General features: G+C 69.3%; 13 protein-coding genes. 5 read left to right on the top strand and 8 right to left on the bottom strand.

Annotated elements, in window-relative coordinates; all coding sequences use genetic code 11:
• Positions 1-130: 130 nt before the first annotated feature.
• Entirely contained in the window at positions 131-859 is a 729-nt protein-coding gene (locus SPR02S_RS13845; RefSeq protein ID WP_019057566.1) for a FadR/GntR family transcriptional regulator, read from the top strand.
• 142 nt (positions 860-1,001) lie between these two features.
• On the opposite strand, the gene SPR02S_RS55705 is transcribed toward SPR02S_RS13845, so the two are convergent.
• The 7 genes from SPR02S_RS55705 to SPR02S_RS13810 form a co-directional block, all read right to left on the bottom strand.
• Entirely contained in the window at positions 1,002-1,469 is a 468-nt protein-coding gene (locus tag SPR02S_RS55705) for a DUF4231 domain-containing protein (protein ID WP_019057565.1), read from the bottom strand.
• A 47-nt stretch (positions 1,470-1,516) separates the two neighbouring features.
• The gene (locus SPR02S_RS13835) at positions 1,517-4,531 is read right to left on the bottom strand and encodes an alpha-mannosidase (protein WP_019057564.1); all 3,015 of its coding nucleotides are present in this window, start codon (positions 4,529-4,531) and stop codon (positions 1,517-1,519) included.
• 70 nt (positions 4,532-4,601) lie between these two features.
• Entirely contained in the window at positions 4,602-6,671 is a 2,070-nt protein-coding gene (locus SPR02S_RS13830; protein WP_019057563.1) for an endo-beta-N-acetylglucosaminidase, read from the bottom strand.
• On the bottom strand, positions 6,668-7,924 hold the full coding sequence (locus SPR02S_RS13825) for a glycoside hydrolase 5 family protein (protein ID WP_086021615.1): 1,257 nt from the start codon (positions 7,922-7,924) through the stop codon (positions 6,668-6,670). Before SPR02S_RS13825 ends, SPR02S_RS13830 begins: the two co-directional genes overlap by 4 nt.
• Positions 7,925-7,976: 52 nt before the next feature.
• Complete coding sequence (locus SPR02S_RS13820) at positions 7,977-8,879, bottom strand: carbohydrate ABC transporter permease (RefSeq protein WP_019057561.1); 903 nt, start codon at positions 8,877-8,879, stop codon at positions 7,977-7,979.
• Positions 8,876-9,769: a carbohydrate ABC transporter permease gene (locus SPR02S_RS13815; protein WP_019057560.1), complete on the bottom strand. Its 894-nt coding sequence runs from the start codon at positions 9,767-9,769 to the stop codon at positions 8,876-8,878. The genes SPR02S_RS13820 and SPR02S_RS13815 overlap by 4 nt, the downstream gene beginning before the upstream one ends.
• Positions 9,770-9,775: 6 nt before the next feature.
• Positions 9,776-11,068 (bottom strand): ABC transporter substrate-binding protein, encoded by a 1,293-nt coding sequence (locus tag SPR02S_RS13810; RefSeq protein ID WP_019057559.1) that lies wholly within the window; start codon positions 11,066-11,068, stop codon positions 9,776-9,778.
• A gap of 271 nt (positions 11,069-11,339) precedes the next feature.
• Here SPR02S_RS13810 and SPR02S_RS13805 point away from each other — a divergent pair, with 271 nt between their 5' ends.
• Both SPR02S_RS13805 and SPR02S_RS13800 read left to right on the top strand, forming a co-directional pair.
• Entirely contained in the window at positions 11,340-12,347 is a 1,008-nt protein-coding gene (locus tag SPR02S_RS13805; RefSeq protein WP_019057558.1) for a LacI family DNA-binding transcriptional regulator, read from the top strand.
• Positions 12,348-12,418: 71 nt separating this feature from the next.
• A complete protein-coding gene (locus tag SPR02S_RS13800) occupies positions 12,419-13,222 on the top strand; it encodes an SAM-dependent methyltransferase (protein ID WP_019057557.1) in 804 nt (267 codons plus the stop codon).
• Positions 13,223-13,330: 108 nt separating this feature from the next.
• Here the strand turns inward: SPR02S_RS13800 and SPR02S_RS13795 are convergent, their stop codons facing one another.
• A complete protein-coding gene (locus tag SPR02S_RS13795; protein ID WP_019057556.1) occupies positions 13,331-13,879 on the bottom strand; it encodes an ATP-binding protein in 549 nt (182 codons plus the stop codon).
• Positions 13,880-14,095: 216 nt separating this feature from the next.
• On the opposite strand from SPR02S_RS13795, the gene SPR02S_RS13790 reads away from it, so the two are divergent.
• The gene (locus SPR02S_RS13790; protein ID WP_043258266.1) at positions 14,096-14,347 is read left to right on the top strand and encodes a DUF397 domain-containing protein; all 252 of its coding nucleotides are present in this window, start codon (positions 14,096-14,098) and stop codon (positions 14,345-14,347) included.
• A 161-nt stretch (positions 14,348-14,508) separates the two neighbouring features.
• Entirely contained in the window at positions 14,509-15,414 is a 906-nt protein-coding gene (locus SPR02S_RS13785) for a Sco1979 family transcriptional regulator (RefSeq protein ID WP_026150513.1), read from the top strand.
• Positions 15,415-15,418 lie beyond the last annotated feature (4 nt).

The raw sequence follows: 15,418 nt of genomic DNA, 5'->3' as shown, positions 1-15,418 counted from the left end.
TTGCCGGAATATTTATCAGACCACTTCGGGGCTGCAACACCCTCAGGAGCCAAATTCTCGCGGTTTCGGGCCGTAGTGGTCGGACCACATGCGTGGCTAGACTGCGCGGACCGGCGACAGGAGGAGTGGCGTGGACGAGACCCTGCCGAGCGAGACGGACCCGGTGGCCGCTCCGCCGAAGGGCACGGTGACGCAGCGCGCCATCGACTCGATCAAGGCGTTGATCGGCGAGGGCCGCCTGGAGCCGGGCCAGCGGTTGCCCACCGAGCGCGATCTCGCGGCCCAACTGGGCATCTCCCGCAGCTCGATGCGCGAGGCGATCCGCGCGCTCACCGTCCTCGGGGTGCTGGAGGCGCGGCACGGTTCGGGCATCTACGTCACGCAACTGGAGGCCGGTGACCTGCTGGAGACCTTCGGCGTCGTCGCCGACCTGTCACGCGGCCCGGGTCTGGTGGAGCTGCTGGAGGTCCGCCGCATCCTGGAGTCGACGGCGACAGCTCTGGCCGCCGCCCGCATCACCCCGGACCAGTTGGCCGAGGTCGAGAAACACCTCACGGCGATGAACGCCACCGACGATCCCGAGGAGATCCTCGCCCACGACCTCGCCTTCCACCGCGAGATCGCCGCCGCCGCCGGCAACGACACCATGGCCGCGATCCTGGAGGGCCTGTCGTCCCGGACGTTCCGGGCCCGGGTCTGGCGCGGCTACCAGGAGGAGGGCGCCTTCGCCCGCACCCGCCGCGAACACGCCGCGATCCACCGCGCGTTGGTGGCCCGCGACCCGGAGGCGGCACGGGCGGCGGCGGCTTCGCACGTGGGAGAGGTCGAGGAGTGGTTGCGGGCACAACTCGAGGCGTAGCAGCGGGGGTTCAGACGCTGACGCAGGACACCCGCCCCACCCGCCACTCACGCGCCTGCGGCGAACGCCAAAGGGCACCCGCGCGGTCCCAGCATTCAGGCGCCACGGCGAACAGCTCAGGACACCCGCCCCGTCCCGGCATTCACGCGCCCCCGGTGGGCAGCGGTGGTTCGCCGCGTTGGCCCTGGACCTCCGTCCATCCGCGCAGTTCGCTGGTGCCCACCTCGTCGATCGCCCGGTGCAGGGCGGCCCGCGCTTCCGTGTCGCGGTCGGTCTGCGGGAGCAGCAGGTAGCGGTCGATCGCCCGGCGCAAACCCTCCCGCGCCTGTGCGGCCAGGACCCAGCGTGAGCCGGGGCTGAAGAGTTGGCGCATGCCGGTGAAGAAGACGGCGCTGCCCGCGATCAGGGCGGTGAGCCAGGCGGGCGCGTGCAGTCCCGCCGCCACGACCGTCGCGGACGTGGCGGCGAGAGCGCCGAGTTCCGTCGTGTAGTGCAGCCACCTCGCCCGGTCGCACGCCCCCGCGTAGAACTCCAACTCCTGCCGGGCGAGCGCCAGTAGCGGATCCGGTTGCGAGGCCCAGGCCTGACCGACGGCCGTTCTTCGTCTCATCGCCACATCATCGGGCGATCACGGCCGTCGGCGAAAGGCGTACCGGGTCAGGAGCGTCCGAGCCGCAGCGTCACCAGCTCGAACGGGCGCAGCCGCAAGGTGAGTCGATCGCCCTCGCGGGTCACCTCCTTGGCGTCGGCCGACGGCCGCTCCAGCAGGTCTACGACCTCCACCGTGTCGAACGCGAAGCCCACCGTCAGTGTCGCCCTGGCCCGTCCCCCGTGCGCCTCGTGGAACCGGACCACGACGTCCCCGCTCCCGTCGTCGGCCAGTTTCACCGCCGTGACGACGACCGCGTCCCGGTCGACGCCAACCAGCGGGACGACCTCCTGACCGCCCTCGACTCGCCGCTCCGGCAGGTTGATCCGCCAGCCCTCGCGCACCGCGTCGCCGATGCCCGCGCCCGGCACCAGTGCGTGCCGGAAGCGGTGGACGCCCTGGTCGGTCTCGGGGTCCGGGAAGCGCGGGGCGCGGAGGAGAGAGACGCGGACCGTGGTGGTCGTACCGTTGTCGCCGTCACCGCGGACCGTACGGGTCACATCGTGGCCGTACGTCGAGTCGTTGACGACGGCGACACCCCAGCCGGGCTCCTCCATGTGGACGAAGCGGTGGTTGCAGGCCTCGAACTTGGCTGCCTCCCATGAGGTGTTGGTGTGCGTGGGCCGGTGGAAGTGCCCGAACTGGGTCTCGGACGCGTACCGTTCGGCGTGCACGTCGAGCGGGAAGGCGAGCTTGAGGAACTTCTCGGTCTCGTGCCAGTCGACCTCGGTGTCGATGAGCAGTCGCCGCTCCCCGGCGGCCAGGGACAGGAGTTGGGTGACCTTGGACTCGCCGAAGGACCGTACGATCCGCACCGCGTTCCCGTCGGCCACGACCTCGTCCGCGTCCGTGAGATCGGTGACCGTGTTGCGGTAGAACTCGTCGACGTCCCAGGCGTCCCACATGTTCGGGAAATCCGGGTGGAGTTGGAGCAGGTTGGCGGCCCGGCCGGGGGCGATGGTCTCGCGGTCGGCCTCGATGTCGTAGGCGGAGACGACGAGGCCCCGGCCGTCGATCTCGACGCGGAGCAGGCCGTTCTCCAGTACGTGTCCGCCGCCGACCCGGGTCGCGAGTGCCGTCTCGCCCTGGACGGCAGGGGTTTGCGCGCCGCCCGCGGGGACGCCTGCGCGGGCGTGGGGCGCCGAGTTGAAGACGAGGGAGGTCGTGCCCTCACCCGCCAGCGCGTGCTGAGCCGCGTCGATGATGGTGTTCAGCTCCCCGGCGATCCGCTCGTACGTCCGGCGGGCCTCCCGGTGCACCCAGGCGATGGACGAGCCGGGCAGGATGTCGTGGAACTGGTGCAGCAGCACGGTCTTCCAGATCCGGTCCAAGTCCTCGTACGGGTACGGGAATCCGGCCCGCACCGCCGCCGTGGCCGCCCACAACTCCGCCTCGCGCAGGAGGTGTTCACTGCGGCGGTTGCCCTGCTTGGTCTTGGCCTGGCTGGTGAGGGTGGCTCGGTGGAGTTCGAGGTACAACTCGCCCACCCAGACCGGGGGTTCGGGGTACTCGGCCTCGGCCTTCTCGAAGAACTCCTTCGGGGTCTCCCAGGCCACGGTCGCCGAGCCTTCGAGGTCGTGCAGGCGGGCCGCCTTGGCGACCATCTCGCGCGTCGTGCCGCCGCCTCCGTCGCCCCAGCCGGTGGGCGCGAGGGAGTGCCTGGCGACGCCCTTGTCCTTGAAGTTGCGTGCCGCGTGGGCGATCTCGCGGCCCTGCATGGAGCAGTTGTAGGTGTCGACGGGCGGGAAGTGGGTGAAGATCCGGGTGCCGTCGATGCCCTCCCAACGGAAGGTGTGGTGCGGGAACTTGTTCGTCTGGGACCAGGAAATCTTCTGCGTCAGCAGCCACTTGGAACCGGCCGCCTTGATGATCTGCGGGAGTCCGGCGGCGAAGCCGAAGGTGTCGGGCAGCCAGGCCTCCTCGTTCTCGATGCCGAACTCGTCGAGGAAGAACCGCTTCCCGTGCACGAACTGACGGGCCATCGCCTCCGAACCCGGCATGTTGGTGTCCGACTCCACCCACATGCCACCGGCCGGCACGAACCGCCCGTCCGCGACCGCCTTCTTGACCCGCGCCCACACCTCGGGCCGGTGCTCCTTCACCCAGGCCCACTGCTGGGCCTGCGACATGGCGAAGATGAAGTCGGGCTCGTCCTCAAGCAGGGCCGTCATGTTGGACGTTGTGCGGGCCACCTTCCGGACCGTCTCGCGCAGCGGCCACAGCCACGCCGAGTCGATGTGCGCGTGCCCGATCGCGCTGATGCGGTGCGCGGACGGGACGGCGGGCGTCGACAGAACCTCCGCCAGCTGTGAACGGGCGCGCTCCGCCGTGCCGTTGACGTCCTGGAGGTCGACGGCGTCCAGCGCCTTCTCGATCGCCCGCAGGAGGTCCCAGCGGCGGGCCGAGTCCACCGGCAACTCAGCCATCAGCTCGCCGACGACCTCCAGATCGAGAACGAGGTTCCACACGTTCTCGTCGAGGACGGCGAGGTCCATGCGGGTGAGCTTGTACTGGGGCTCACTGCCGGCGGTCTCCTTGTCGCCCAACTGGGTGGGCAGGAAGGGGTGGTAGTCGAGGACGACGGGGTTCGAGGCGGCCTCGATGTGCAGCCGCACCTCCTCGCCGCCGGCGACGGGCGCCCCGATCCTGACCCACTGGTTGCGCGGATTGAGGCCCTTCACCGGGGTGCCGTCGGGCCGGTAGACGAGGCCCTCGCACTGGAAGCCGGGCATGTTCTCGTCGAAGCCGAGGTCGAGCAGCGCCTCGACGGTCTTCCCCGCCCACTCCTGGGGGACGGTCCCGGTGACACGGAACCAACTCGTGCCCCAGGGAGCACCCCACCGGGCACCCACCTCGATCGGTTCGGGTGTGCCCGCGAGCCCCTCGGCCACGGGCACCGGCTCGTCGGGCGCGTGCCAGACGGCCACCTCCAACGGCACGGACTCGGGATACACAGCGGGACGGATGCGCTCTTCGAGGACGCGCTTGAGGCGGGCTTCGACCAGGCTGCGGTCGTCATGCATGTGGGGTGCTCCGTAGCTCGGTTGCGGGTTGGGGCACGGGTGTTGACAGGTTGGTGTCACCGGGCGGGTGTCACCAGGTGTGCGCGACGGTCACGGGGGCCGACGCTGTGTAGAGCTCCCCTGTCGCGCGCAGTTCGAACCACGCCTGCTGCTCGCCCTGTTCGGCCTGCAGCCCACCGACGAAGAAGGCGCGCTGGCAGGTGCCGCCGAGAAAACGCCGGGTACCGTCGGGGAGGAGGCGGTGGAGGGTGTACTGGCGTACGGCACCGGGCCCGGCGTCCCAGGCGAAGCGAAGGTCGCCTCCGGAGGCGGCGGTAATCTGCAGGTTGGAGGGAGCGGCGGGCGGCTGGGTGTCGTTGACCTCGCGAACCGCGATACCACCGAACCGCCAGTTCACAGTGCTCCCGCTCGCGTCGGCCGCGGTGAGCCGTACACCGATCGCATGCAGCGTGCCGGAAAGCCCTGTGAGCGGCACGGTCACCGTCTGCCAACCGTTGACGTCGGTCACAGTCCGTACGCCGTTGACCGAGTTCACAGGCAGATAGGTGTACGGCGGCGTCGACCCCGCCGTGCTCGGCTCGGCCGTGGCGACGGCCAGCTCGACGTTCACACTGCCGCTGCCGCTGTCGGTGCGGAACGTCAGGTCGACCACCGTGTCATCACCGATCGGCAGCTGTGAACCGTACACATCTACAGTTGTCGGTTGATTCAGTACACCGGAGACCAGCACACTGCTGCCGCCTCGCCACGCGTCCGCGAAGTCGAAGGTCACCGTGGGCCGTTGCCCCGCCGTCCGCACCACCCACCGCCGCGACGGCAGCCGGTCCTGGAGTCCGAGGTGGTTCCATGCCGCGTCCGAGGTGACCGCCCCGTCCTCGTACCAGCGCAGCCCGTGCCCGGTGTTGAAGACACTCGCGAACGGCAGTGCGCCACCCACCGTCGACCGGTCCGCGACCGACACGGCCGGCGCGCGCCAGGTGTCCGTGCTGTCCGGCAGCGAAGGGTCGAGCGAACGCCCGGTCCAGAAGCGGTCGTCGGCCGCGTGGAAGTCGCCCGGGGTACGGCTCGCGGGCAGATGGTTACGCGTCCACTCGGGCCGGTAGAAGCCGATCGAGGTGATGTGCGCCTTGGCCGTCGGCACCATCGCATCCCAACTCACCGACGTGCTCGACCCGTTGGACTCGACATCGACGCCCGCCCACAACTCGTAGCGGCTGCGCCCGAGCCCGTCCGCCTTGGTCCCGGAGGCCGCCAGCGTGCTGGTACTCCACCGGAAGTCGATGAACATGTCGTTCGCGGCCTGGAAGAACGCCTGGTTCGACGTGTTCAGCGCGCCCTGCCAACTGACCGTCCCGTTCACGGTCATCGCGTCGTACCAGGTGACCCGCTGCCCCTGCGCGGCGGCGAGGGACTTCAACTCGCTCATGAAGCCCTGCATGTCGGTGCCGAGGGCGGTGTTCCCGCCGCTGGTCTCGGCGTTGACGAACCAGCCGTCGAAGCCGTACGCGGCGGCGACCGCGACGAGTTGGGCGGCCAGCGGGTAGTGCCCGGCGGAGTCCTTCTGGACCAGGTCGCGGGTCCACTGGAGCTGTCCTCCGTAAGCGACGGGCGGCAGGAAGATATTGCCGAGGACGGGGACGCCGTGCCGGTGGGCGGCGTCGACGATGGGGGCGTTCGGGGCGAGGATGATGCCCTCGCCGGACGAGCCGCCCCAGAAGACGAGTTCGTCGAGGTAGGACCAGTGGGTGAGCGCGTAGTAGTCGGCGGTGGCCGCGCCCTGCGAAGGGTTGCTCGACGTCGGTCCGAAGGAGACCAGGGACTGGATGCGGGCCTGGCCGGAGCGGGCGGTGCCGCTCGCGGCGGTCGGGGTGAAGCGTGCGGCCAGGGGGACAGCGGCGGCGTTGAAGGCGAGGTCCGCGTCCGAGGCGGCGGTCCAGGTCTTCAGGCTGTTCCAGGTGATGCCGGTGCCGGGAGTGCCTGCGGGCAGGGAGTCCGGGTACCAGTAACTGGCGTACGGCTGGCCGGTGTTGACGGCGGCGGCCTGCGAGGCGGCGAAGGCGGGCGTGGGCAGTTGGGGCAGCAGGGTGGCCGCCGCACCGGCGAGCAGGACGGTGCGTCTGGTGGGGCCAAGCGGGTTCACGAGCTGGTGCCTCCTTGTGGGGTGGGGAGTACCTGGTCGGGAGTGACGACTTCGGTGATGCCGCGCGCGGCGAGGTGTTCCTTGTCGTCCGCGCGCACGTCGAGGACGGTCGCCGGTCGGGCTCCGTCGGCGACGAGTCGGAAGTAGGCGTCGAAGACCGGCCCGCCGGGACCGCAGCCCGAGCGGACCGACGGATCGGCGGGCACGACGAGCGCGGTGGTGCGGGTGGCGGGCGTGTACGTGGGCTCGCGGGCCGCCTCCGCCAACACCAGCGCGATGTCCTTGGGTTGCCGGTCGTTGGTCAGCAGGCCCAGCCCGTATTCGAGTTCGGGGAAGTCCGCGAGCTCGCGGGACACGTCGTGCGAGCACCACCAGGTGATGCCCCAAAGGTCAGGACAGTCAAGGGCGTTGGCGATGGTCGCGGAGGCGAAGTCGGCCGCGTGCTCGGCGGGGACGAGCGGCTGGGGCGCGCCGACCTCCTGGAGCCAGACAGGCCGGTGCGGTGCGTCGGCCCACGCCTTGCTCAGCTCGATCAGGTAAGCGGCGTGGTGTTCGCTCGGCACGGAAGTACGGCCGTGCCGTTGGGCGGTGCCGTTGAAGACCCAGGAGTGGACGGCCGTCATCGCGCCGTGCCGGGCGGCCTGGGCCGGGGTGAACGGCATGTCGTCCTGGTACCAGGTCGCGTCGTACTCGGCGTGCAGATGCGGCTTGCCGGGCGCACCCTCCGCACAGGCCGCGAGCATCCGCGCCAGCCAGACGTCGATCTGGTCCTCGGTCGCCCGGTCGGGGTCCGGATGCGGGCCGGCCGAGAACTGGTTGACCTCGTTGCCGAGGGTCATGCCGATGAAGTTGGGGCGGTCGGCGAGGGCGGCGGCGAGCGTCCGCAGATAGGCGGCCTGACCGTCGAGGACGTCCGGGTCGGTGAAGAGGTTGCGCCGGTGCCAGGTCCGGGTCCACGCGGGCAGGTAGTCGAAGCTGCTCAAGTGCCCTTGCAAACCGTCGACGTTGACATCGAGCCCGCGCTCACCGGCCGCGTCGACAAGCGCAACCAGCTGCTCCACGGCCTTCGTTCGGATCAGGGTCCGGTTGGGCTGGAAGTACGGCCACAGCGGGAAGACGCGGATGTGGTCGAGGCCCAGCTCGGCGATCGAGTCGAGGTCGGCGCGCACGGAGTCGAGGTCGAAGTCGAGCCAGTGGTGGAACCACCCTTGGCTGGGCGTGTAGTTGACGCCGAAGCGCACGGCAGAAGACATCGGGATCCTGGTTCTGTAGTGCGTACGTGGGGGAAGTCGGCGCGTGGGGGCCTCAGCCCTTGACCGCTCCTTCGCCGACGCCCCGGAAGAAGTACCGCTGGAGGCAGGCGAAGAGGGCGATCAGTGGTGCCACGGCGATGACCGTACCGGCGGCCACCAGGCGTTCGTCGTTGGCGAAGGTGCCGTGCAGATAGTTGAGGCCGATGGTGAGCGTGAACTTGGACGGATCGCTGAGCACGATGAGCGGCCACAGGAAGTCGTCCCAGGCACCCATGAAGGCGAAGATCGCGACGACGGCGAGGGTCCCCTTCACGGACGGCAGCGCGATCCGCAGGAACCGCTGCCACACGTTGGCGCCGTCGACGTAGGCCGCCTCCTCGATCTCGTACGGCAGGTTGAGGAAGGCGTTGCGCATCAGGAGGACGTTCATCGCACCGATGCAGCCCGGGAGGACCACCCCGATCAGGGTGTTGTTGAGGCCCAACTCCCGCATGGTGGTGAACTGGGCGATGATGATGCCCTCCACCGGCACGAGCATCGCGAGGATGAAGACGAGGGTGGCCACGCGGCGACCCCGGTAGCGCAGCCGGGCCAGCGCGTACCCCGCGAGGGCCGAACCGACGCAGTTCGTCACGACGTTGGCGGAGGCGACCTTCAGCGAGTTGAACGCGTAGTCCCAGACGGGGATGGTGTCGGCGACCCGCTTGTAGTTGTGCAGGGTGGGGTGTTCGGGCAGGAAGGTCGGCGGCGAGCTGTAGATGTCCTCGGTCGGGCCCTTGAGCGAGGTGGACAGCTGCCACACGAAGGGGCCGACGGTGATGGCGAGGACGATGAGCAACAGCGCGTAGCGCAGGACGAGTTCCCAGACGCGGATACGGCGGCCGTGCTGGTCGGTGATGCGGGGTTCGCGAACTGCCGTCTCCTGGACGGGCCTTGTGCGCTCGATGACGCTCAAGAGTCCTCCTTCCGGTCGGCCCGCAGCACGAGCAGCATCAGCATGACGGTGACGACGAAGACCACCACGGAGAGGGCGGAGGCGTAACCGACCCGCCCCGTCAGGCCGGTACCGGTGCGCTGGACGAGCATCACGAGGGTGGTGTCCTCACCGGCCGGTCCACCGCTCGGGCCCGCCATCAGGTACACCTCGGAGAACACCTTGAAGGCGGCGACCGAGGACAGCGCGCCGACGAGGACCATCGTGGAGCGGACGGCGGGCACGGTCACCGTGAAGAAGCGCCGTACCGCGCCCGCGCCGTCGACCGAGGCGGCCTCGTGCAACTCACGCGGCACGCCGGCGAGCGCGGCCAGATAAATGATCATGTAGTAGCCGAGGCCCTTCCAGACCGTGACGGCCATGGCGCTGAACAGAAGCAGCCACTGGTCGCTGAGGAAGCCGATCCGGCCGACGCCGATCGTCTCCAACAGCGAGTTGACCAGGCCGCGTTCGTCCAGCAGCCACACCCAGATCAGTCCGACGACGACGATCGACGCGACGACCGGGGTGTAGAAGGCGGACCGGAAGAAGGTGATGCCGGGGATGTTCTTCTGGACCAACAGGGCGAGCAGCAACGGGAGTACGACGAGTGCGGGGACCACCCCGACGATGTACAGCGTGCTGTTGCGCAGGCCGGTCCAGAACATCTCGTCGTGCCACAGCTCGCGGAAGTTGGCGAAGCCGACGAAGTGGCCCGGTATCAGGGTGCGCCGGTCGGTGAAGGCGTTGACCAGCGTGGAGCCGAACGGGTAGAGGATGAAGGCGCCGGTGATCAGCAGCCCGGGGGCGGCGAACAGCCAGGGGCTGGTGGGCAGTTGGCGCCGCACCCGGGAGACGGTGGAGAGGGCCATCTCGGACTATCCCTGCTGCTGGAGGAGCGTGTCGCACTGCTTGACAGCGTTGTCGAGAGCCGACTTGGGGCTCTCCTTGCCTTGGAGCGCCTTGGCGACCTCGTTGCGCAGCGCGGTCTTCATCTGCTCGCTGAACAGCACCGGCGTGTAATTCACCGCGTTCTTCAGGGACTTGGCGGCGGCGATCCGCACGCGTGTCTCGTCGGTGCCGTCCTCCTTGGTGAAGTACGGGTCGTCGAGGGAGCCGGCGGTGCTCGGGAAGATGGCGACCTTCTTCGCGAAGGACATCTGCTGCTGGGCGTCGGTGACGTAGTGCGCGAAGGCCACCGAGGCGGCCGTGTGCTTGGTCTTGGAGTTGACCATCACGCCCATCACGTACATGTTGACGTGCCCGGTGCTGGTGATCTGGTCGGTGATGCCGATGTTCTTGTACAGGGTGGGCGCCTGCTTCTTGAAGTTGTCGAGGTCCAGCGCGCTGCCGGGGTTCATGGCGACGGCGCCGGTGAGGAACTTCTTGCCGGACGACTCGGGGGTGGCGGTGAGCGCCTGCGGGTCGAGGGCCTTGGCGTCGTACAACTCCTTGTACTTGGTGAGGAGTTCGATGCCCTTCGCGTCGTTGAAGGCGAAGGCGGTGCCCGCCTTGTTCATGAGCTGGACGCCGTAGCGGCCGAAGTCCTCGACGGTGGGGACGTTGGCGAGGGTGGCGACCTTGCCGTCGGTCTTCTTCGCCAACTGGAGGGCCTGGGCGAAGAGTTCGTCGTACGTCTTCGGCGGCTGGTCGGCGTTGAGTCCGGCCTGCTTGAAGAGGGACTTGTTGTAGAAGAGCGGGCCGGTGTTGAGGTACCAGGGGAAGGCGTAGGTGCCGGTCATGCCCGGTATCTGGTGGCTGGCCCAAGCTCCGGGCAGGTACTCGCTCTTGTACTTCGCGGCCGACTTGTCGAGGTCGAGCGCGAGGCCCGCCTTGGCGAGCGGGGCGACCAGGTCCGGGGAGACGTTGACGACGTCGGGCAGGGTGCCGCCGGCGGCGTCCGCGCTGATCTTGTCGGCGTAGCCCTCGGCGGGCTGGTCGATCCACTTCACATGGGTGCCGGGGTACTTCTTCTCGAAACCGGAGATCACGCCCTCGAAGTACGACTTGAAGTTGGCGCGGAGGTTCCAGGTCTGGAAGGTGATGTCGCCCTCGACCTTGCCCGAGGCGTCGGTCGATCCGCCGTCGTCTCCCCCGGAGCCGCAGGCGCTCAGCGGCATGAGGACGACGGCGGCGGCAGCTGCGGCGAAGACTCTGCGGGAGATGCGCACGGAGGGTGGCTCCTTTGCAGTGGGGGTTGGCCAATCGTGCCGGGGCAGACCTTGCACGCTGTTCACGGGGCCCGTCAATGGATTCCGCTCAGCTAAATTCATTAGTTGGCCGGTTCTGACCAACTGCACTGGTCAGCGAGGTGTGTTCGCATTCTTGCGGTGGATCACTAATGCGCTTTAGGGTGTGCTGACTCAAGCGCATTAGTGCGCGGCACCGGTGGAATGGAGTGCAGGCTTGTCAGGCAAGCGGTCGCCCGCGCGTCGGCCGACGATGAAGGACATCGCGCAGCGCGCCGGCGTGTCCGAGAGCGCGGTCTCCTTCGCGCTCAACGGCCGGCCCGGCGTCTCCGAGGTCACCCGCGACCGGGTGCGCCGGGTCGCGGAGCAGCTGGGCTGGCGGCCCAGTACGGCGGCGCGGGCGCTGTCCGGGGAGGGTGCGGCGACGGTCGGTTTCGTTCTCGCCCGGCCCGCGGACACCCTCGGCGTCGACTCGTTCTTCCTCCAACTCGTGTCGGGTATCCAGGAGGTGCTGGCCGAGCGCCATCTCGGTCTGCTCTTCCAGATGGCCCAGGACGTCGACGACGAGTGCGCGGTGTACCGGCGCTGGTGGGCCGAACACCGCGTGGACGGCGTCCTGGTGGCCGACCCGCGCACCGCCGACCCGCGGCCCGACCTCCTCGACGAACTGGGCCTGCCCGCCGTGGTGATCGGCGGCGCACCCGACGAACGCCACCCCGGCCTGTCGACGGTGTGGGCCGACGACGCGGGCGCAATGGCTTCGGTGGTCGACGAGTTGTACGCGCGCGGCCACCGGCGCATCGTGCACATCGCCGGCCTGCCCGGCCTCGCGCACACCGAGCGCCGCATCCGCGCCCTGCGCGCCGAGGCCGCACGGCGCGGGCTGACCGAGGTGCGCTCGGTGACCACCGACTACTCGGACGCGGCGGGCGCCGCCGTCACCCGCCGGGTCCTCGAAGTCCCCGCTCCCCCAACGGCGTTGATCTACGACAACGACGTGATGGCCGTCGCCGGGGTGGCCGCAGCGACCGAACTCGGCTTCTCCGTACCGGCGGACGTGTCGGTGGTCGCCTGGGAGGACTCCGCGCTGTGCCGCATGGTCCGGCCATGGTTGTCGGCGCTGTCCCGGGACAGCGTGGAGTTCGGCCGTACGGCGGCCCGGGAGTTGACCGCGCTGCTGGACGGCGGCCCGGCGCGCACCGTGCGGGTGCCGGTGCCGCGGCTGATCGAACGGGACAGCACGGGACCGGCACGGGCCTGAAAGGGGGCGTGTCCCCCGTTTCGAGTCCGAATCGCCGGACACCGCCGGGTACTTCGTGTGAGGCTTTGCCCATGACCTCCGAAGACCCGCTGGCCGACCGGCTTCAGCTCGACCGGCCGCACTCCGCCCGTGTGTGGAACTTCCTCCTGGGCGGCAAGGACAACTACGCCGCCGACCGCGAGGCCGGCGAGATGATCGTCCAGATGTTCCCGGACATCGCCCTGCTCGCCCGCCTCCAACGCCGCTTCCTGGTAAGGGCGGTGCGCTATCTCACCGAGGAGGCGGGCATCCGCCAGTTCCTCGACATCGGGACCGGCCTGCCCACCGTCGACAACACGCACGAGGTCGCGCAGCGCATCGCGCCCGAGAGCCGCATCGTGTACGTCGACAACGACCCGCTGGTGCTGGTGCACGCCCAGGCGCTGCTCACCAGCACCCCGGAAGGCGCCTGCGCCTACCTCGACGCCGATGTGCGCGACCCCGAGGGCATCCTCGAAGTCGCCGCGCAGACGCTGGACTTCAGCAAGCCGATCGCGCTGACGATGCTGGGCATCCTGGGCCAGATCCCGGACTCGGACGAGCCCGAGGCCGTCGTGGGCCGCTTCCTGGACGCCCTGCCGCCGGGCAGCTACCTGGCGCTGAGCGACGGCACCGACACCAACGCGGCGCTGAACCAAGCGATTTCGGTGTACAACGCCAACTCCGCCAGCTCGTACCACCTGCGCGGCCCGGAGCGGATCGCGGCCTACTTCAAGAGCCTGGAGGTCATCGAGCCCGGCATCGTGCCCACCTCGCAGTGGCACCCGGAGCCGGTCGACGTGGGCCGCGACCCGTCCGACGTGGACGCGATCTGCGGTATCGGCCACAAGGCCTGAGCACCAACACGGGAGAGGGGCACCGGAGTTACCGGTGTCCCTCTACTTTTCCCTGCGCCTCTCGCTTCTTCCCTGCGTCTCTCACCGAAGGCGCTCACGTGACTCGTGTCAGAGCCGGAACAGCGCCCAGACCGTCTTCCCGCCGGCCGCCCGCAGATTCCAGCCCCACGACTCGCTCAGCGCGGACACCACCTGCAGGCCGCGCCCGGACTCCGCGAACTCGTCGGGGTGCCCCTCCACGGGTATGCGCTCGCTGTCGTCGGTGACCGCGCACACCGCGTACGGCAGCCGGTCCCACACCGCCAGCCACAGTGAAGGCTGGGGCTCCGCAAGGGAGTTGGGCGCCCGGCCGTAGCGCAACGCGTTGCTCACCAGTTCCGACACGGTGACCGCCATGTCGTCGACGAGTTCGTCGTCGGCCCGGTCGGCCAGCGCCGCCCGGGTGAAGTCCCGTGCCACATGGGCCGATTGAGGCATCGGCGGTACGACCAGGACGGAACAGAGAGCGGGGTCGCGCCCGTCCCCGGCGGCGGGGAACAGGGTGACGGTCTGACCGCGTTCGGGCCGGCCCACCTCGTCGACGGCCCGGCACAGCCACTGCCAAGTCCCCTCGACGCGCAGGGTGTCGACCGGCCGTACGTCTTGCTCTGCGGACATCGCGACCCCTGAGACCCCTGGGAAGAGAGAACAACTGCGCGCACTACCCCCGTCCGGAGTATCGTCCTCCGCCTACCCCTGCAAACGCAAGCGCATCGGCAATTACCGCTGCAATTGCAGACGATCTTGCGAGCGGTCCCGCCGAGGGCTATCGTCCTCCACATCACCAATGGGTGCAATTGAAGCTGCAATTGCATTCGATCTTCCGGGGGAGCGATGAGGCCTCACATAGTGCACGCGAACGGCATGTCGGCGACCCTGCTGAGCGACGCGCAGTGGCGCAAGAGTCACCACAGCAACCCTGAGGGAAACTGCGTCGAGTTGGCCGCACTCTCCGACGGTCAGGTCGCCGTACGCAACTCGCGCCACCCCGAAGGTCCGGCGCTCGTCTACACCAGCGCCGAGATCTCCGCGTTCGTCCGCGGTGTGAAGGACGGCGACTTCGACGGCCTACTCCCCGGCCGCTGAGGTCAGGCAAACCCGCGGATCGGCCGGAAGGCGCCGGAACACAGGCCGGCACCTTCCGGCTCCTTCACTCCCTGCAGTTATCCGGAACCTCGGTGCTACGATCCTCTTTTGAGTCCCGAAAACTTGCGGACGGTATCGGCGCGACCGCCGAGGGGATGAACATGACTGCAGCTCAACCGGAATACGCTCCCTCGGGTTCGGACGTGCTGAGCCTTCAGCGCGGCGGTCCGACGGTCCAGCGCATCATGCTGGGCACCCGCCTGCGCCGCCTGCGCGAGTCCCTCAACATCACCCGGGACACGGCCGCTTCGGCGATACGCGCCTCGGACGCCAAGCTCTGCCGTATGGAGCTGGGCCGCGTCGGCTTCAAAGAGCGTGACGTAGCCGACCTGTTGACCCTCTACGGCCTCCAAGAGCCGGACGCACGCCAGGAGTTCCTGGACTCGGCCCGCCGTGCCAACGAACCCGGCTGGTGGCGCGCGTACGGCGACGCCTTCCCGACCTGGTTCGAGCAGCACCTGGGTCTGGAAGAGGCCACCTCCCTCATCCGCACCTACGAAGTCCAGTTCATCCCGGGCCTGTTGCAGACGGCCGCGTACGCCGAGGCAGTCATCCGGCTCGGCCGTCCCGTCGACACCCCGGACGCGATCCGGCGCCGCGTCGAACTGCGCATGACCCGCCAGGAGTTGCTCACCAGGCCCGGAGCCCCGAAGCTGTGGGTCGTGGTGGACGAGGCCGCGCTGCGCCGTCCGCTCGGCGGGTCGGACGTGATGCGCGGGCAGCTGCGGCACCTCATCGAGACGGCCGCCCTGCCGAACGTCACGCTCCAGGTGCTGCCGTTCCACGTGGGCGGCCACGCCGCCGCCGGCGGTCCGATCACCGTGCTGCGCTTCCCGGTGCCGGACCTGCCGGACATCGTCTATCTCGAACAGCTCACCAGCGCCCTCTACTTGGACAAGCCCGAAGAGGTCGACCGCTATCTCGCCGTCATGGACCGGCTGAGCATGGTGGCCTCACCGGCCCCCGAGTCGGTGGCCTTCCTGGAGAAGTTGCTCAACGAGATGTGAGGCC

This window comes from Streptomyces prunicolor NBRC 13075 (assembly GCF_000367365.1).
Taxonomy (GTDB): Bacteria; Actinomycetota; Actinomycetes; order Streptomycetales; family Streptomycetaceae; genus Streptomyces; species Streptomyces prunicolor.
This window is presented reverse-complemented; position numbering and strand designations above follow the sequence as displayed.